Genomic DNA, 19,140 nt, shown 5'->3' with positions numbered 1-19,140 from the left:
GGGTCAGGCCCTAGAACAACCCCTCCTGCCCGGCCCCGCCCTCCCCACCACCAACCCCTCGACCCGCCTCCACCTCCCGCACCGGCACCGTCGTCACCGCCCCCGAAGCCGCCCCCAACACCCACCCCGACAACACCCGCAGATCCAGCACGACAACCCCTGCATCGCCCCTTACCGCATCACCCCGTACCGGCTCCCCCACCCCCGCAGACACCGCCGCCCGCCGCAACCGCAGATACACATCCGCCCCCGCCCCGGCCACCACCTCCCCCACGATCTCCGCCCCCGCCACCGGCACCCCCAGCTCCGCGACCTCCCCAGGAATCCGGTCGAGCCCGAACAGCTCCGCGTGATCGACGCACGCGAACGCCGCCGGCTCCAGGGTCTCCGGCCAGCCCGCCAACTCCCGTGCCCGGCCGTGGAGTCGGGAAAGCTCCGCGGCCCGCTCCGGCGCCGGCGGCAACACGCCCCGCGCCGCCCGCTTCGCCGCCTTCCCGAACCGGTCCGGCACCGCGAGCGCGCTCCCCAGCAGCGCCTCCGCCCGTCGCGCCGCCATCAACGGCCCGCGCCCCAGCCAGGCATACGCCACCGCCCCCTGCTCCACCAGCCGCGCCGACCCCCGCTCGACGGCCGTGATCCCCACCTTGAGCAGGCCGGGACCGAAGTACGCCAGATAGACGGCGTACGGACGCGGATCATCGGCCATGGTGTCCGCCGCCACCGACCGCGAGCGGTCCAGCGCCGCGCAGCTAGGGCACTGATCCTTCGCGCCCGCCCCGTCGAGCACCGCCCCGTACGGACACGGCGTCCGCCGACCGCCCCGCCACACCCCCAGACACCGCCGCTCCCCCCGCACCGAGAACGCCAGCACCTTCCCGGCCGGCAGCGGACTCACCCGCTCCGCACCCCGCTCGGCGCAGTACCACCCGAGCCCCTGCGCATACCGCCGCCCCGCGTCCCCCGACTCACCGCGTGACCAGCGCGGTCCCGTACATCGCCACACACCGCCAGCGTACGACCGGGGTACGACAAGGCCCCGCCCGAACGCCACCGCCCCTGTGGCGCCCCCTCACGCTCACGCTCAGGTGCGCGCGCCCCTCACACCCCGACCCCCCGAAACGTGCTCCGATAGGCCCGCGGCGACACCCCCAACGCCGCGTGCAGATGCTGCCGCAGCGAAGCCGCCGTCCCGAAGCCGGCCTCGGTCGCGATCCGGTCCACGGACAGGTCCGTCTCCTCCAGCAACTGCCGCGCCCGCTCCACCCGTTGCTGCGTCAGCCACTGCACCGGCGACATCCCCACCTCCTCCCGGAACCGCCGGGTGAACGTCCGTACGCTCATCGCCTCCCGCACCGCCAGCTCCCGCAGAGTCAGCGGCCGGTCCAGATGTTCCAGCGCCCACGCCCGCGCCGCCCCGGTGGAGGACACCTGCGGCTCCGGCACCGGCCGCCGGACGTACTGGGCCTGCCCTCCCTCCCGGTGCGGCGGCACCACCGTCCGCCGCGCGACGTCATTGGCCACCGCCGCCCCGTGATCGCACCGCACCATGTGCAGACACAGATCGACCCCCGAGGCGACCCCGGCCGCCGTCAGCACCTCCCCCTCGTCCGTGTAGAGCACATCCGCATCCAGCCGGACCCCCGGGAACATCCGCCGGAAGTCATCCACCGACCGCCAGTGCGTCGTGGCCCGCCGCCCGTCCAGCAGCCCCGCCGCGGCCAGCACGAACGCCCCCGTGCAGATCGACGCGATCCGCGTCCCCGGCCGGATCCGCCCCAGCGCGTCCGCCATCGCCGGGCTCAGCCGCCCCTCGGCGGGCTCCGCCGAGAGCCTGTAGTCCACCCCCGAAGCCGGTACGACCACGGTGTCCGCCGTCTCCAGCACCTCCACCCCGTGCGGCACATTCACCGTGAAGTCGGTATCCGTCTGCACCTCACCCGGCACCAGCGCACACGTCACCAGCTCATACAGCGGCGCTCCGTCCGCCGACCGCGCCTCCCCGAAGATCCGGTGCACGATGCCCACCTCGATCGGCAACATCCCGTCCCGCACCAGCACCGCCACCCGATGCCGCCGCCGGGCCCGCTCCGCCCCCTCCCCCGGAAACGCCACCCCGTCCACGCCCACACCCATGACGCGCCTCCTCCTGGCTCGCCCCGTTGGCCCGATCCTTGCATATGCTGACCATCCGGCCACTCGTCCACCGCGACGACCACTCGGACAGTGGGCACATGAAGATCCTCTGGCTGTTCGCCCACCCCGACGAGCGCTCCCTGAGCGCCGCCCTCAAGACCGACGGCCTGCGCACCCTGGAGGCCCACGGCCACCAGCACCGGGTCTCCGACCTGTACGCCATGAAGTGGAACCCGGTGGTCGACCCCGCCGACTACGGCCACGACCCGACGGAACGCTTCCACGTGGGCCCGGCATCCGAACGCGCCTACACCGAGGGCCGCTTGAGCCCCGACATCGCATCCGAACAGCAGAAACTCGCCTGGGCCGACACCCTGATCATCCAATTCCCGCTGTGGTGGTACGGCATGCCCGCCATCCTCAAGGGCTGGTTCGACCGCGTCTTCGTCAAAGGCTTCGCCTTCGGCATCACCGACCCCGCCACCGGCCGCCCCCAGCGCTACGGCGACGGCAAACTGACCGGCAAACGCGCCATGGTCATCGTCACCGCCGGCGCCCGCGCCGCCACCCTCGGCCCCCGCGGCGTCAACGGCGACCTCAACGACCTCCTCTTCCCCCTCCAGCACAACACCCTCTGGTACACCGGCATGTCCGTCGTCCCGCCCCTCCTGATCCCCGGCGCCGACCGCACCACCCCCGAGACCTACGAAACCGCCACCACTCGCCTACGCGACCGCCTCCTCACCCTCCCCAGCACCACCCCTCTCCCCTTCCGCCACCAAAACACCGGCGACTACGACGACAACCTCCTCCTCCACCCCCACCTCACCCCCGCCCTCACGGGCCCCGCCGCCCACTACACGTCGCCGCCCCCGCCGGCCCACATCTGACCGCCCCGCCCGCTGTATCCCGTAAATCGGTTCCGGGTGTTGTTTTCCCGGGGTGCGGCCGGGGGACGTCCGGGTTTCGGAGTTGGGGTTCAGGGTTTCGGGGTTTGAGGGGGTGCTGTTTGGGGGGCCGTTTTTGGGCTTTGGTTGGGGGCTTCGATTTTTCGGGGGAGGCGCCTATCACCCCGGACCACAGCCATCCGGCAACAACCACCAGGCGCCGAAACAGCCGAAACAGCAGACCGGCACATCAGGCCACGCCCCGGACGGGGCAACCGGCCCGTGACCCGCACCCCCGGAACCCACCACCCGAAACGCAAAAAACCGCAGACCCGGCGGATACTCAATCCACCGGGTCTGCGGTATCAGTAGCGGGGACAGGATTTGAACCTGCGACCTCTGGGTTATGAGCCCAGCGAGCTACCGAGCTGCTCCACCCCGCGTCGGTTTCCCCAACAATACGCGACCTTCCCACCAACACCTAATCGCCCCCCAGGCACCCCCTCGCCCCCCACCACAACTTCCCCGCAACTTCCCCCACCCCCAGCCCACTTCCCGGTGGCCACGAATGCTTCGACGGCACGGCACCGTCCGCCCCCCAAAAAGCCGGCACAACACGACAAAGCCCCCGCCGGATATCCGGCGGGGGCTTTGCTCTGCTGTGCGCTCGGCAGGATTCGAACCTGCAACCTTCTGATCCGTAGTCAGATGCTCTATCCGTTAAGCTACGAGCGCTTGGCTTTCCGGCGGTTTTTCTTGCCGGTCGGCGTTGCGGGAACAACATTACATGACCTGCGCCGTCAGGCGAAATCCATTCCCCTCACCCCCTCTGACCTGGGCAAACGCCCTCGCGACCGAAGGGCGGCGACGCCTGCGGCCCGGGGGGCGCCTCGATGATCTGAACGAAGTTCGGGCGAGCGTGGCCGTCTTCATGGCGGGGGCAGGGGAGGCAGCGGGCCTTCGTCCCGTCCGAAGTGGTCCGGGGCCGGGTGCGCGACCGGGGCGGCGGCGCGGGTCCACCGGAAGCGGCGCGTGTTCACCGAAGAGGGCGTAGCCGGCACCCAGGACGGGCGGCTCGTTGCGGACTGTGACGGGGGCCACTTCGGGGTGCCCTTACAAAGCAATCAGACCCCAGATCGCGAGCGACCGGGGCCTGACCGAAGAAGAGCGGAGGCGGAGGGATTTGAACCCTCGATCAGGTGTAAACCCGAAACCGCATTAGCAGTGCGGCGCCATAGACCGGACTAGGCGACGCCTCCACACACCCCACGCGTGCACGCACGCTGTGGTGTGTCCAGATGATGGCACAGCTCTGCGGGCTGTCACCAATCGCCCCCTACGGTACTAGGCCCCCGGGCCACCCGGCAAAGACGTTCCTGCGGCGCAACGTCGGGGGCGGCGACGCGTTAGGAGTGTCGGGGCCGTATCGACCCGCGCGTCGTGCGCCCCCGGCGTGTACGTACCCCGTACCGCCTCGCACTCGCCTCTCTGGAGCCCTGATGCCGTATCGCCCGTGTCGCCGGACGCACCCCGGGATGCCCCTCGTCGTCGCCGCCACGACCGCCGCCGTCTCGCTCGTCACCGCAACGCCCGTCCTCGCCGCCTCGTCCGGCGCCCGCCCGGCCGCACCCGCCGCGCCGGCCGCTTCGCGCGCCCCCATCCCCCTTCCCATCCCGCTGCCGCTCCCGCTCCTCGACCACCGGTCCGAGGGCGCCGGCATCCCGGACCTGGACGACTTCACCCGTACGGTTCCCGCCCCGGCCCACCTCCCGGCCCACGACCACCTCACCGTCACCGTCACCGGCTCCGGTTCGGCCACGTCCGACGGCACCTTCACGCTGCGCTGCCACCCGGCGGGCGGCAACCACCCCGACGCCAAGGGGGCCTGCGCCCAGCTGGACAAGGAGACGCGCTGGGGGAAGGACGCGTTCGCGCCGGTACCCGAGCGGGCAAAGTGCACGATGATCTACGGCAGCGCAGCCACCGCGCATGTCACCGGCCGCTGGGCGGGGCGTCCGGTCGACGCCCATTTCCGGCGCACCAACGGCTGCGAGATCGAGCGTTGGCGCCGCTTCGAACCCCTGCTCCCGCGCCCCACTTCGTGACCCGCCCGGGCCCCACTTGGTGACCCGTTTCAGGCGCCGCTTCGGAACACCTTCCGGCCCGGGTCCATGAGCCGCTTCAGGTCCTGTTCCGTTCCCCGTTCAGGGCCCGGTCCGGCGCCCGGTTGAGCCCCGCTCCACGCCCTCGACCACGAAGCGATTCGCCCGGTTCGTCGCTTGCGTCATGGACCGTTTCATGGCGGAGTAGCGCGCCAGATCAGGACGAAGAGGTACATGTCGGGCGTGCGGTGAGTCGCACCCGGCGGGGGCATTACCTCCTCGTCATGCGCCTTAGCTTCGCGGGCAAGTGCCCGTAGACTCCACCTCAGCGGTCCGCCACGACGGGCCGGCAAGGTGCGGTAACAGGGAGGAAGCGTCTCGTGAGCAGCAGGCCATCCCGAGGCGCTGCTCGCCTCGCAGCCATACTCGATGCCCTTCCCGACGCGCTGTTGCTCGTCAACTGCAACGGCACGGTCGTCAACGCCAACACCATCGCGCTGGAGACGTTCGAGGCACCGGGGACCGCCCTGGTGGGCCGCGGGCTGCTGGACCTGCTGCCGTCCTTCGACTCCAAGCGGATCCCGGGGTCGATGCGGCGCCCGGACAACGATGAAGAGGGCGGGCGGACGAAGCCGACGCGGATGGTGGCGCGGCGTACGGACGGGACCGAGATGCTGGTGGAGGTGACCAGCGCGAACCTGGAGGACGGACGGACCCCGTACGAGTCCGCCTTCGAGGCCGCCTACGCCGACCACCGCAACGGCTATACGGGCGATGAGCTGCTGATGCTGGTCGTCCGCGATCTGACGGGGACGCTGGACACCGAGACCGAGCTGGCGCGTCAGCAGCGGCAGACGGAGATGATTCTGCGGGCCGCGGCCGAGGGCGTGGTGGGGGTCGACGCCGAGGGCAAGGTCGTTCTCGTCAATCCGTCCGCCGCGCAGATCCTGGGCTACCGGGCCAGTGAGCTGGGCGGGAAGGAACTGCATCCGCTTCTGCACCACTCGCGGGCGGACGGTTCGGCGCTGCCGTGGGAGGACACGCCGCTGGCCGACACCCTCAAGTCCGGGCGCAAGCACCGGGTGCGGGGGCAGGTGCTGTGGGCGAAGGACGGGCGGTCGGTGGCCGTCGATCTGACGACGGCGCCGGTACGGGACGGCGACCAGCTCGTCGGCGCGGTGATGACGTTCACCGACCGGCGGCCCTACGACGCGCTGGCGGCGCGGCATACGCAGCTGCTGGCCGTGCTGGAGCAGGCGCTGCGCGGGCCGCTGGAGGAGCTGAACGGCGAGCTGAGCACGCTGGCGTCCGATCCGGCGGGCCAGCTGTGGCCGGAGGCGAACCAGATCCTGCACCATCTGGCGGCCGGCCACGCCCGGATGACGACCCTGGTGGACAACGTCCTGAGCTATCAGCGGCTGGACTCCGGCGTGGAGCGGCTCGGCCGTACCAAGGTGTCGATGGACGCCGTGGTCGCGGCGGGTGTCGAGGGCGCGATCGAGCTGATCGGGCCGGGCCGGGCGCAGTTCGCGGTGCATGCGCCCCCGATAGAGGCCGTGGTCGACGCGGACCGGGTGGCGCAGGCGCTGTCGCATCTGATCGCGGATGTCGCGGGCGTGGACTCGACGGGACGGATGCCGGCGGGCACGGGCGCGGCGGGGCCCGGTGGCCGTACGGGGCCGATCCCCGGGGACTCGACGATCGTGGTGGCGGCCGCCAAGCGCGGCGACGTCGTACGGATCGAGGTGCGCGGGCCGTTCGGCGGCGGCGACCCGGTCCATGAGCCGATCGTGCGCGGGATCGTGCGGCAGCACGGCGGCCTCCTTCAGACGCATGAGGTGCCGGGCGGCCAGGGCGCGGGCGGCAGCGCGTATGTGCTGGAGCTGCCGGTGGGCCTGGACGGCGCGGCGTCGGACGGGCCGGAGACGGCTTCCGGGGCGGGCACGGACACGGCATCCGAAGCGGGCACGGACGCGGCGGACGCGACGTCCGGTGGCGGGACGACGGTGATGCCGGTGCCGGCCGGGCGGGCGCGGGGGACGCAGCCGGCCGGGGCCGACGCGGGCGAGGACGGCCGGGAGGCCGCTGCGGCCGGTACGGAAGGCGGCGCGGGGCTGCCGGCCCAGGCCGGGGGTGCGCAGCCGACCGGACGGCGGCGGGCGCGGCACTCGGGAGCCGAGCAGGGCGCGGCCGAGGCGTCGGGCACGGACGGTGCGGGGATGGCGGCGGCCGAGCCCGTACCGCCGACCGGACGGCGGCGGGCGCGGCAGAGTGCGCCGGAGGGCGGCGCGCTGGCCCTCCCGGCGGGTCCGAGCGGGGCGGCCGGAGCTGCCGGGGCGGCTGTTGACGCGGCCGGTCCGGGTGGTGCGGCGAACGGGAGCGGGGCCCGGGGCGGGCCCGGCGATGCGGGGTCCGCCGATGGTGCTGCGTCTGCCGCCCAGATGGGCGGGCCTGGTGGCGCCCACGGCCCGAACGGCGCCGCTGCTCCTGGCCCGCACGGTGGTGGGCGGCAGACCCCGCCGGGTGCCGGGGACGTGACGGGTGCCGGGACGGGGCCGCAGGGGCAGGTGCCCGGGGCCGTTCCGGGGCAGCCGCAGATTCCGGGGCAGGCGTCGCCGCAGGGGCTGGCGCCCGTACAGGCCACCGGGCGCCGGGCGCGCCGGGCGCTGGCCGAGGCGCCGGAGCGGGCCGCCGCGCAGGGTGGCGCCGCCACGCCCGTACCGCCGGGTGGTCAGCAGGCGCTGGCGCCGGCGGGTGCGCGGACGGCGTTTGCGCTGCCGCCCGCCGCGGCCGACCGGACTCCCCAGGCACACCCGCAGGCGACCCCGCCGGATCAGCCGCTGCCCGCGCTCGCCGCGGCCGCCGGGCAGGTGCCCGCCCAGGCCGCCGGGTCGCAGGACGGCGTCGGTACGGGGCGGCGCCGGGCGCGCCGCCCGATCGGCGACGGGTCCGGCGAGACGGCCGCCGCACAGCCGGGGGCCAAGCCGGACGCGTCCGCCGACTCCGGTGCGGCACAGGGGGATTGGGAGAGCGAGCCGACCGGCCGCCGCCGCGCCCGGCGGGCCGCGGCCGAGGAGCGGGCGGCGGCTGCGATGGCCGATTCCGAGTCCTCCGGCACCTTTGTGGCGGGCCCGGAAGGGCTGGTGGCGCAGCCGCTCCAGCCCGCGGACGAGACCGGTACGGCCACGGGTACGGCGCCCGGCGTCGCCCCGGTCGACGGTGCCCCCGCCCCCACGGGCCGCAGGCGCGGCCGCCCCAGCCCCGCCGAGGAGCCGCAGGCCCAGGCGGCGGCCGCGCAGGGTCAGGCGCCCGCCACCGCCCGGCAGCCGCTGCCGGCCGGCGCCGACGAGGACGGTCCCGCCGCGGGCCACTCGCACGGGCGGGCCTTCAGCGTGCGCACCCTCGGGCAGGGTGTGCCCTTCGCCCAACAGCTCGCCGACCAGCAGCGTCCGGTGGCGCCCCCGCCACCGGGCAGTACACCGCCCGGTGGCACCTCCGCCGGTTCGGGCCGCCGCCGCAAGCTGGCGGCGCCGCAGGAGCGGCAGGCCCAGGACGGCGAGCGCGCCGAGACCGGCCCCGTGCCGGGCGCGCAGCTGGCGCGGCAGGCCAAGCCCGCGCCGCAGCCGCAGCCCCAGCCGCGTCTGCGGGACACGGGCGAGGGCCGGGCGTTCGCCATCTCGGCGCCTGACGAGGGCAGCGAGGGCCCCGAGCCGCTGGACGGTCCGAACGGCGCCGTCGAGGTGATGGACCGCCAGCCGCTGCCGATGGACGACGAGCTGCCGCCGGAGCCGCTGGACAATCCGCGTCGGCTGCTGGTGTGGCCCGCGCCGGACGTCCACACCCAGCAGGCGCTGAGCGACCGCGGCTACCGCCCGGTGATCGTCAACTCCCGGGAGGAGGTGGACGCGCAGATCGCGGCCTATCCGGCGGCGCTGTTCGTCGACCCGCTGACCGGGCCGATCACCCGTACCGCGCTCCAGTCGCTGCGTCAGGCGGCGGGCGCGGCCAAGGTCCCGGTGCTGGTCACCGCGGGTCTGGGGCAGGCCACCCGGGAGGCCGCCTACGGTGCCGATCCGGCCGTCCTGCTCAAGGCGCTCGCGCCGCGCGACGGCGAGAACCACCCGTCCAGGGTGCTGCTGATCGAGCAGAACGACGCCATCGCGGGCGCGCTGACGACCTCGCTGGAGCGGCGCGGGATGCAGGTCGCGCGGGTCGACGCGGACACCGATGCGGTCACGCTGGCGCAGCAGATGCGGCCGAATCTCGTGGTGATGGATCTGATGCAGGTGCGCCGCCGCCGGGCGGGCATCGTGGACTGGCTGCGTGCCAACGGTCTGCTGGACCACACCCCGCTGGTCGTCTACACCTCGGCGGACATGGACCCGGCGCAGCTGCCGCGGCTCGCGGCCGGTGAGACGGTGCTCTTCCTGGCCGAGCGGTCCACCAGCGCCGAGGTGCAGAGCCGGATCGTCGATCTGCTGGCCAAGATCGGCACGAACTGACGGTCGGCGGAGGGTGGGGCCCGACCGGGCCCCACCGGGCCGCCCGGGGCCTCACCCCAGGTGCGTCACGTCCAGCTCCCCGTCGGCGTACTGCCGTCGCAGCACCTTCTTGTCGAACTTGCCCACGCTGGTCTTCGGGACGGCCGGGATCACCGCCCAGCGCTCCGGCAGCTGCCAGCGGGCGATCCGCTCGCCGAGGAACGCCTGGAGCTCCTCGTAGGTGAGCGCCGAGCCGTCCGTCAGCACCACCGTCGCCAGCGGCCGTTCGCCCCACTTCTCGTCCGGTACGGCGACGACCGCGGCCTCCGCGACGCCGGGGTGGGCCATCAGATGGTTCTCCAGCTCGACCGACGAGATCCACTCCCCGCCCGACTTGATGACGTCCTTGGCCCGGTCGGTCAGGGTCAGATAGCCGTTGGGGGTGATGGTGCCGACGTCGCCGGTGCGCAGCCAGCCGTCGGGGCTGAACTTGTCCTCCGGGCGCAGTGCCTCGCCCTGGGCGCCGCCGAAGTAGGAGCCCGCGATCCAGGGCCCGCGGACCTCCAGTTCGCCCGCGGACGCACCGTCCCAGGGCAGTTGCTCGCCATCGGGACCGATCAGCCGCGCCTCGACGGAGGCGGGGAAGCGGCCCTGGGTGGCGCGGTAGGTCCACTCCTCCTCGCCGCTCACCCCGGCCGGCGGATGGCCGACGGAGCCCAGCGGGGAGGTCTCGGTCATGCCCCAGGCGTGGATGACGCGGATGCCGTGCCGCTCCTCGAAGCCGCGCATCAGGGCGGGCGGGCAGGCGGAGCCGCCGATGATGACCGTCCGCAGACAGCTGACCTCGCGTCGGTGGGCGTCGAGTTCGGCGAGCAGGCCCTGCCAGATGGTGGGGACGGCGGCGCCGATGGTGGGCCGTACGGCCTCGATCATCTCGGCGAGCGGGGCGGGCTGGAGGAAGCGGTCCGGCATCAGCAGGGAGGCGCCGGCCATGAAGGCGGCGTGCGGCAGGCCCCAGGCGTTCACGTGGAACATCGGGACGACGGGGAGCGCGAGGTCGCGGGGGCTGAGTGCGAAGGACTCGGCGTTGTTGACCTGGAGGGAGTGCAGATAGAGCGAACGGTGGCTGTAGAGCACGCCCTTGGGGTCGCCGGTGGTGCCGGAGGTGTAGCAGAGCGCGGCGGCCTCGCGTTCGTCGAGGTCGGGCCAGTCGTAGGTCTCCGGGCGGCCGGTGAGCAGCTCCTCGTAGTCGTGCACCCGGGCGGACGCACCGGCGAGGACGGAGCGGTCGCCGGGGCCGGCGACGACGAGGTGCTCGACGCTCGGCAGCTGGGGGAGGAGCGGGGCGAGCAGCGGGAGCAGGGTGCCGTTGACGAGGATGATGCGGTCCTCGGCATGGTTGACGATCCAGGTCAGCTGCTCGGCGGGCAGCCGGAGGTTGAGGGTGTGCAGCACCGCGCCCATGGAGGGGATGGCGAGGTACGCCTCCAGGTGTTCCGCGTTGTTCCACATCAGCGTCCCGATGCGGTCCTCGGGTGCCGCCCCGAGTTCCTCGCGGAGTGCGTGCGCCAGCTGGGCGGCACGGTGGCCGACCTCGGCGTAGGTGCGGCGATGCGGCTCCGTATCGGTCCAGGTGATCACCTGCGCGTCGCCGTGGACGGTCGATCCGTGGGTCAGGATTCGCGAAACCGTGAGCGATACGTCCTGCATCGTGCTGAGCACCGGGTGCCTCCGCTTGGTTACGGACGGGTAGTGGTGCTGCGATTGTCGATGCGTACCGCCTGGTATGTCACGCCTCTGAGGTGTGTTCTTGCCCGCAGACGGCGAGGCCGGTGGCCGCGGAACGGCGGAGGCCGTGGCGGTGCCGGAGGCGGCGCCGACGCATGTTTCACGTGAAACACGGCGCCATGTTTCACGTGAAACATCGTGCGCGGAGCGGGAGTTGGCGGCCGCCGCCCCCGACGCTCACCCCCGCACTCACCCCCGCCCGCCGCTCCCCGCGCGGACCGCCTGGAGGACCAGCACCGACAGATCGTCCTCCACCGGCCCCGTACCGAAATCGTGGGCCGCGCGGCGGACGTGCTCCGCCATCGCCTTGGCGCCCAGCCCCATCCCGTCGCGCAGGATGTCCGCCAGACCGTCGTTGTCGTCCAGCTGCCAGTTGCCGCACCGGCGTTCGGTGACCCCGTCGGTGACGCAGAGCAGGGTTTCGCCGGGGGCCAGGTCGAAGGAGCTGGCCTGGAATTCCGTGCCCTCGTCGATGCCGAGGAGCATCTGGGGTTCGGAGGCCGGTTCGACCCTGCCGTCGGCGAAGAGGTGCAGCGGCGGCGGATGGCCGGCGGTGGCGACCGTGCAGTGGGCGCCGGAGACGCCGGATTCGACGTCCAGCTCACCGTAGAGCAGGCTCAGAAAGCGGGAGCTGGCCTGTTCGCCGCTGAGTTCCACGGCCTCGGCGCTGTCCTCGGCCATCGCATAGTTCAGCCGGCCGAGCACCGACTCGACGCCGTGCCCCTCACGGGCCAGCAGCCGTACGAGGTGGCGGGCGAGTCCGGTGACCGACATCGCTTCCGGGTCCTTGCCCTGCACATCGCCGAGCAGGAAGCACCAGCGGTGCTCGCCCATCGGGAAGATGTCGTAGAAGTCGCCGCCGACGGTCTGCCCCTCGCCGTGCGGCTCGTAGACGATGGCGGTGTCCACGCCTTCGATGCTGGCCAGCGCGGCGGGCAGCTGGCGGCGCTGGAGCGCCCGGCTGATGGTGGTCTGGCGGGTGTACTGGCGGGCGGTGAACACGGCCTGGGCGACCCGCCGTGCCACGTCCTCCACCATCCGTATGACGGTGTCGGTCATCTGGAGGTGCCCGGCCCGGCCGAGCAGCAGCAGGCCCTGATCGGTGTCCCGAGCCACCAGCGGGAACGCCAGCGCCGAGCCGCCGGTGTCCCGCGCCCCGGCGCTCTCGGGCCAGGGCCAGGGGGTGCCCGCGGTACGCACCCCGGCGGACGGGTTCTCCCGCTCCAGGTCCGCGCGCAGCGGCGGAATGCGGCGCTCGTCCACATGCCAGACCCGGGACAGCTTCATCCCGCTGCCCTCGGTGTACAGCCAGATCGCGCACCAGTCGGCGAGCCGGGGGACGAGCAGCTGGGCGGCGAGCGCGGTGACCATGTCCTGGTCGAGCTGCCCGGCCAGGAGTTCGCTGGTCTCGGCCAGGAAGGACGGACCGCCGCGGTCGGCCCATTCGGCGGCGTGGGCGGGGGCGGGGGAGGTGGGATGGGCCGGGCCGTGGGCGGGCGGCTCGATGCGCGGTGACCGTGCGGGCGGCGGCGGGCCGGGTATCTCAAGCTCGCCCTCCTTGGCCACCAGCCGGAACCACACCGTCTTCTCGGACTGCCGGTAGGTGACCCCCCAGGACTCGGCGACCGCGCTGACCAGCTGGAGGCCGTAGCCGGGCTCGCCGCTGCGGGCGTCCACGCCGCCGTGCACGCCCCGGGAGGGGTGCCGGTCGGCCACCTCCACGACGACGCCCATGGTGGCGGGGCCGTCGCCGGTGCCGTTGGCCTCGTAGTCGACCGGGGAGTGGCCCCGGCCGTTGCGCTCCCGGCCCGGCTCCAGGCGGCAGGTCACGTCGATCTCCGTACCGGCATACATCACGGCGTTGGTGACCAGTTCGCTGACGAGCAGCAGGACGTCGTCGATGAAGCGGTCGGTGAGGGCCGCCGAGCCGGGCGCGGGCGGGTGCCGCCGGGCCCGTTCCATGAGCACCGTACGGACGAATTTGCGGGCACCGGCGGGCGCCAGCTGATTCGCCGGTAGCCCCTTGCGGGACACGGCTTCCGTGGGCGCGGTCGATGTCCCCATTGCAGCCCCTGGGTGCGCCTGGGAAAAGGGAATTCCAAGCGACTTATACTATGACATATCTGCCCAAATGGATCATTGGGGGATGGTGCCCCATGGCCCGCGACCCGGTCCGGCCTGACTCCGCTACTCCACCTCCACACCCGGGACCCCGGCCCTCGAAACGCTCCCCCTCACCTGCCCGCTCCGGTGTCGCGCTCGGCGGGCAGGAGGCGGCGCACGGCGATGCGCCGCAACCGGTTGCGGGGGAGCTCCAGCAGGTCCGCACAGGCGATCTGCGGCGGCTGCTGGCCGCCATGAATGCACTGCGGGACGGGGACTTCACGGCGTATGCGGAGGGCGCCCAGGACGGTGTGCTCGCCGATATCGCGGGGGTCTTCAATCAGATCGTGACCCGCAATGCCCATCTGGCCGACGAGCTGCAACGCATCCGCCAGGAAATCATCCGGCAGGGCCGGCTGGACGAACGGATCACCGCAAGCCCGGGGGCGGGCTCCTGGGCGACCAATGTGGATGCCGCCAATACGGTGCTCGACGCGATGGCGGTGCCCGTCTTCAAGGCCGCACGGGTACTGGACGCGGTGGCGGACGGCGATCTGACCCAGCATGTCGCCCTGCACGACGGCAACCGGCAGCTGCACGGCGATCTGCGCCGACTGGGCATCGGTGTCAACCGCATGGTGGACCAGCTGTCGCTGTTCACCGGCGAGGTCACCCGGGTGGCCCGCGAGGTCGGCACCGAGGGCCGGCTGGGCGGCCGCGCCAAGGCACAGGGCCTCTCAGGCGACTGGCTGCATGTGACCGAGGCGGTCAACACCATGGCCTCACGGCTGACCGCGCAGGTGCGGGACATCGCGGTGGTCACCACGGCGGTGGCCCGCGGCGATCTGACCCAGCAGGTGACGGTCGAGGCCACCGGCGAGCTGCTGGAGCTGAAGCTGACCGTGAACAAGATGGTCGACCAGCTGCGGGCCTTCGCCGACGAGGTCACCCGCGTCGCCCGCGAGGTCGGCACCGAGGGGCAGCTGGGCGGCCGCGCGCAGGTCAGGGGCGTCTCCGGGGTCTGGAAGGACCTCACCGACAACGTCAACTTCATGGCGTCCAACCTGACCTGGCAGGTCCGCAACATCGCCCAGGTGACCACGGCCGTGGCCAACGGCGACCTCAGCCAGAAGATCACCGTGGATGCGCGCGGCGAGATCCTGGAGCTGAAGTCGACCGTCAACACCATGGTCGACCAGCTCTCCGCCTTCGCCGACGAGGTCACCCGCGTCGCCCGCGAAGTCGGCACCGAAGGCCAGCTGGGCGGCCGCGCGCAGGTCAGGGGCGTCTCCGGGGTCTGGAAGGACCTCACCGAGAGCGTCAACTTCATGGCCGACAACCTGACCACCCAGGTCCGCAACATCGCCCAGGTCGCCACCGCCGTCGCCGAGGGCGACCTCGGCAAGAAGATCACCGTGGAGGCGAAGGGCGAGATCCTGGAACTGAAGTCGACCATCAACACCATGGTCGACCAGCTCTCCGCCTTCGCCGACGAGGTCACCCGCGTCGCCCGCGAAGTCGGCACCGAGGGCAACCTCGGCGGTCAGGCCCAGGTCAGGGGCGTCTCGGGGGTCTGGAAGGACCTCACCGACAACGTCAACTCGATGGCGCTCAACCTGACCTCCCAGGTCCGCAACATCGCCCAGGTGACCACGGCCGTGGCCAACGGCGACCTGTCGAAGAAGATCGACGTGGACGCCCGGGGCGAGATCCTGGAGCTCAAGGACACCGTGAACACCATGGTGCAGCAGCTGCGGGCGTTCGCGGACGAGGTGACCCGGGTGGCCCGCGAGGTCGGCACCGAGGGCCGGCTGGGCGGGCGGGCCCAGGTCCATGGCGTCTCGGGGGTCTGGAAGAACCTCACCGACAACGTCAACTTCATGGCCGACAACCTGACTTCCCAGGTCCGCAACATCGCCCAGGTGGCGACGGCGGTGGCCAAGGGCGACCTGTCGAAGAAGATCGACGTGGACGCGCGCGGCGAGATCCTGGAGCTCAAGACCACCATCAACACCATGGTCGACACCCTCTCGTCGTTCTCCTCCGAGGTGACCCGGGTGGCCCGCGAGGTGGGCAGCGAGGGGCGGCTGGGCGGCCAGGCACGGGTCGAGGGCGTCTACGGGACCTGGAAGAAGCTGACCACCAACGTCAACGAACTGGCCCTGAACCTCACCAACCAGGTGCGGGCCATCGCCGAGGTCGCCAGCGCCGTCACCCAGGGCGATATGTCCGGCTCCATTTCGGTGGAAGCCCAGGGCGAGGTCGCCGCGCTCAAGAACAACATCAACCTCATGGTGGCCAACCTCCGCGAGACCACCCGCGCCAAGGACTGGCTGGAGTCCAACCTCACCCGTATCGCCGGGCTGATGCAGGGCCACCGTGACCTGGTCGAGGTCGCCGATCTGATCCTGCGCGAGCTGACTCCGCTGGTGAACGCGCAGTTCGGAGCGTTCTTCCTGGCCGAGGCGGGCGCCGAGCCGGGCGAGGGGCTGAAGTTCATCGCCGGTTACGGGACCGGGCAGGCCGACGGGCAGCGCTCGCTGCCCAGCCCGGGCACCCGCGGCTGGGGCCTGATCACCCAGGCGGCCATGGAGAAGAAACGCATCCTCGTCGACGCCGCCCCACCGGACTACCTCACCATCAGCTCGGGACTGGGCTCCGCCGCCCCCGCCAGCGTCGTCATCCTGCCCGTCCTCTTCGAGGACCAGGTGCTGGGAGTGATCGAGCTGGCGTCGTTCAGCCGCTTCAGCGAGGTGCACCTCGCGTTCATCGACCAGTTCGCCAACACCATCGGCGTCTCCATCAACACCATCATCGCCAACTCCCGTACCGAATCCCTCCTTTCGGAGTCGCAGCGACTCACGGCCGAGCTGCGCCAGCGTTCCGACGAGCTCCAGCTGACCAACGCCGAGCTGGAGGAGAAGGCCGCCCTGCTGGCCACCTCCTCGCAGTACAAGTCCGAGTTCCTGGCCAATATGTCGCACGAGCTGCGCACTCCTCTCAACTCCCTGCTCGTGCTCTCCCGGCTCCTCGCCGACAACCCCGACAGCCATCTCTCGCCGCAGGAAGTGGAGTTCGCGGTCACCATCCACCGCGCCGGCTCCGACCTCCTCCAGCTCATCAACGACATCCTCGACCTGTCGAAGATCGAGGCCGGCCGGATGGACGTCCACCCCAAGGCCCTGCCGCTGGACAAACTCCTCGACTACGTCCGGGCGACCTTCCGCCCGCTCACCATCGACCGCGGCCTGTCCTTCGACGTCAAGGTCGGCGAGAACGTCCCCCGCGAGCTGTACTCCGACGAACAGCGCCTCCAGCAGATCCTGCGCAACCTCCTGTCCAACGCCGTGAAGTTCACCTCCGCCGGCGGCGTCGAGCTGACCGTCGAACGCGTCCCCGCCGCCGGCTTCAGCGAGGATTCCCTGCGCAACGCCGACGCGGTCGTCGCCCTCGCCGTCAAGGACACCGGCATCGGCATCCCTGCCGAGAAACTCGACGGCATCTTCGAGGCGTTCCAGCAATCCGACGGCACCACCAACCGCAAGTACGGCGGCACCGGCCTCGGCCTGTCCATCAGCCGCGATATGGCGGCCCTCCTCGGCGGCCGGATCACCGCCGAGAGCGAACCCGGCGTCGGCTCGACCTTCACCCTCTACATCCCCGCGCGCTACACCGGAACCTCCCCGTCCGTCCCTGCGACCTCCACCGCCGCCACACCCTCCACCACTCGTGACAACGCACCCACTCTCCGTGATGTTCCCGCCGCGGCGGAGAAGCTCGCGGAGCGCCGCGCAGAGGCCGTCGCCGCACAGGGCGCGAGGACGACCGCCGCGGCGGGCACCGGAGGGAGCGCGGGACGCGGCGACGCGAGCGGCGGGGGAGGCGGGGGAGACGGCGACGCCGTCAGCGACACCGTCGCCGCCGGAGCCGTGGGCGAGCGCGGTACGGACGCCTACGCCGCCCAGCCGGAGGCGTACGGCGCACGCCCGGCGGACGCCACCGCCACACACCCCGGCGACGTCTTCGCCCAGCCGGAAGGCCCCACCCGTACGGCGGCCCAGGCGGCCCCCCGCCCCTCCGACGGGCTGGACGTGGCCTGGCCGGAGACGACCCGGCTGCGCGAATGGCTCAGCGGCCGCCCGGGCCGCGTACTGGCCGACCGCCGCATCCTCATCGTCGACGACGACATCCGCAACGTCTTCGCCCTCACGCACGTCCTGGGCCGGGTCGGCATCAGCGTCAAGTACGCGGAGAACGGCCGCGAGGGCCTTGAGGTGCTGGACAGGACACCCGATGTGTCGCTGGTCCTGATGGACATCATGATGCCCGAAATGGACGGCTACGAGATGATCAAGGCGATCCGCCATGCGCCCCGCTTCGCGGATCTGCCGGTCATCGCGCTCACCGCCAAGGCCATGCCGGGCGACCGCGAAAAGGCCATCGAGAGCGGCGCCGACGACTACATCCCCAAGCCCGTCGACGTGGACCAGCTGCTGGCGGTGATCTGCCGCCTGCTGGATCCGCAGGACCAGACCGGGGGCGCACAGCCCGCACCACGAGGCGGGACGGACGGGAGCGAGCCGGCCGACGGGCGGGCCAAGGGCGGGCAAGCCCAAGGCCAGGCCGGTGGCGCGACGTCCGACGGCGGGACGGCCCGCCCCGAGCACACCGGCGGTGGGCAGGCGCTCGACGTGCACCCCGGGGAAGCGCAGACCGACGGGACGACCACCGGAGAGGCCCCATGACCACCGCACCCGACATCCCCGCCGCAATCCTCATCGTCGATGACATGGAGGAGAACCTCGTCGCCCTGGAGGCCGTCCTCGGCTCGCTCAGCCAGCGCGTGGTGCGCGCACGCTCGGGCGAGGAGGCACTCAAGGCGATGCTGCGCGAGGAGTTCGCCGTGGTGCTCATCGACGTCATGATGCCGGGCATGAACGGCTTCGAGACCGCCGCCAACATCAAGGGCCTCGACCAGACGAAGGACGTCCCGATCATCCTGCTGACCGGCGCGTCCGTGGACCCCAACTACGCCTACCGCGGCTACACCGTCGGCGCGGCCGACTTCCTCATCAAACCGTTCGACCCCTGGCTGCTGCGCACCAAGGTCAACGTCTTCCTGGAGCTGCACCGCAAGAACCATCAACTGGCCGCTCAGGCCGAGCAGTTGAAACGGCTGCTGACGTCGGAGGAACCGGCCGGGGAGGCCGCCCCGCTTGCCGTTGCGGCGGGCTCCGCCCCGGCACCGGAGCCCGTCCCCGCGCCCCCCGTGACCGAAAGGGAAGGTCCCGAACACCCCGTGGTCGCAACGGAACTTCCCGGACGCGCCGAGCCCACCACGCCCCCGGAACCCCTCAGGCCGCCCGAGCCCCCGGAGACGCCCGAGACCCCGGTGATCACGCTCTCCGCGTCGTCCCCCGAGACCCACCAGCCGGCGGACGCCGACCGCCCCCACGTCCAGGACGCGCTCACCACCACCGGCCCCGGCGAGGCCGCGCGCCTGGCCGAGGTCGTGGGCGAGCTCACCGAGATCGAGTCGCTGCTGCGCGATACGGAAGGCCCCGAATCCACCGGCCTGGCCGACCGCATCGCCGGGCTGGAACAGGCGGTCGGCAGGCTGATGGTGAACCGCGGAGCGTGACAACC

The 19,140-nt window shown here is 72.3% G+C and carries 10 protein-coding genes and 3 tRNA genes; 5 read left to right on the top strand and 8 right to left on the bottom strand.

Annotated elements, in window-relative coordinates; genetic code table 11:
* Positions 1–10: 10 nt before the first annotated feature.
* Both B1H19_RS22105 and B1H19_RS22100 read right to left on the bottom strand, forming a co-directional pair.
* On the bottom strand, positions 11–895 hold the full coding sequence (locus B1H19_RS22105) for a DUF2797 domain-containing protein (protein WP_083106538.1): 885 nt from the start codon (positions 893–895) through the stop codon (positions 11–13).
* A 203-nt stretch (positions 896–1,098) separates the two neighbouring features.
* Positions 1,099–2,133 (bottom strand): GlxA family transcriptional regulator, encoded by a 1,035-nt coding sequence (locus B1H19_RS22100; protein ID WP_083106537.1) that lies wholly within the window; start codon positions 2,131–2,133, stop codon positions 1,099–1,101.
* A 98-nt stretch (positions 2,134–2,231) separates the two neighbouring features.
* Between B1H19_RS22100 and B1H19_RS22095 the strand changes: the two genes are divergently transcribed.
* Positions 2,232–3,023 (top strand): NAD(P)H-dependent oxidoreductase, encoded by a 792-nt coding sequence (locus B1H19_RS22095; RefSeq protein ID WP_083109794.1) that lies wholly within the window; start codon positions 2,232–2,234, stop codon positions 3,021–3,023.
* A 366-nt stretch (positions 3,024–3,389) separates the two neighbouring features.
* Here the strand turns inward: B1H19_RS22095 and B1H19_RS22090 are convergent.
* The 3 genes from B1H19_RS22090 to B1H19_RS22080 form a co-directional block, all read right to left on the bottom strand.
* Positions 3,390–3,463, bottom strand: a tRNA-Met gene (locus tag B1H19_RS22090).
* Between the two features lie 219 nt (positions 3,464–3,682).
* A tRNA-Arg gene (locus B1H19_RS22085) sits at positions 3,683–3,755 on the bottom strand.
* 433 nt (positions 3,756–4,188) lie between these two features.
* Positions 4,189–4,279, bottom strand: a tRNA-Ser gene (locus B1H19_RS22080).
* 276 nt (positions 4,280–4,555) lie between these two features.
* On the opposite strand from B1H19_RS22080, the gene B1H19_RS22075 reads away from it, so the two are divergent.
* Positions 4,556–5,125 carry an SSI family serine proteinase inhibitor gene (locus B1H19_RS22075; RefSeq protein WP_083106536.1) on the top strand — a complete coding sequence of 190 codons (570 nt, stop codon included), beginning with the start codon at positions 4,556–4,558 and terminating at the stop codon, positions 5,123–5,125.
* Positions 5,126–5,502: 377 nt separating this feature from the next.
* A complete protein-coding gene (locus B1H19_RS22070; RefSeq protein WP_083106535.1) occupies positions 5,503–9,624 on the top strand; it encodes a PAS domain-containing protein in 4,122 nt (1,373 codons plus the stop codon).
* A gap of 51 nt (positions 9,625–9,675) precedes the next feature.
* Here B1H19_RS22070 and B1H19_RS22065 read toward each other — a convergent pair whose 3' ends face one another.
* From B1H19_RS22065 to B1H19_RS39910, 3 genes are all read right to left on the bottom strand, one after another.
* On the bottom strand, positions 9,676–11,325 hold the full coding sequence (locus B1H19_RS22065) for a long-chain fatty acid--CoA ligase (protein WP_083106534.1): 1,650 nt from the start codon (positions 11,323–11,325) through the stop codon (positions 9,676–9,678).
* Between the two features lie 255 nt (positions 11,326–11,580).
* On the bottom strand, positions 11,581–13,455 hold the full coding sequence (locus B1H19_RS22060) for a SpoIIE family protein phosphatase (protein ID WP_083106533.1): 1,875 nt from the start codon (positions 13,453–13,455) through the stop codon (positions 11,581–11,583).
* A gap of 170 nt (positions 13,456–13,625) precedes the next feature.
* The gene (locus B1H19_RS39910; RefSeq protein WP_162500689.1) at positions 13,626–13,859 is read right to left on the bottom strand and encodes a hypothetical protein; all 234 of its coding nucleotides are present in this window, start codon (positions 13,857–13,859) and stop codon (positions 13,626–13,628) included.
* On the opposite strand from B1H19_RS39910, the gene B1H19_RS22055 reads away from it, so the two are divergent.
* Both B1H19_RS22055 and B1H19_RS40845 read left to right on the top strand, forming a co-directional pair.
* The gene (locus tag B1H19_RS22055; RefSeq protein WP_237289865.1) at positions 13,749–18,239 is read left to right on the top strand and encodes a hybrid sensor histidine kinase/response regulator; all 4,491 of its coding nucleotides are present in this window, start codon (positions 13,749–13,751) and stop codon (positions 18,237–18,239) included. The genes B1H19_RS39910 and B1H19_RS22055 overlap by 111 nt on opposite strands.
* Complete coding sequence (locus tag B1H19_RS40845; protein ID WP_203237200.1) at positions 18,236–19,135, top strand: response regulator; 900 nt, start codon at positions 18,236–18,238, stop codon at positions 19,133–19,135. Before B1H19_RS22055 ends, B1H19_RS40845 begins: the two co-directional genes overlap by 4 nt.
* Positions 19,136–19,140 lie beyond the last annotated feature (5 nt).

Origin of the sequence: Streptomyces gilvosporeus, from assembly GCF_002082195.1 — a bacterium.
In the GTDB taxonomy this organism is placed as follows: domain Bacteria; phylum Actinomycetota; class Actinomycetes; order Streptomycetales; family Streptomycetaceae; genus Streptomyces; species Streptomyces gilvosporeus.
This window is presented reverse-complemented; position numbering and strand designations above follow the sequence as displayed.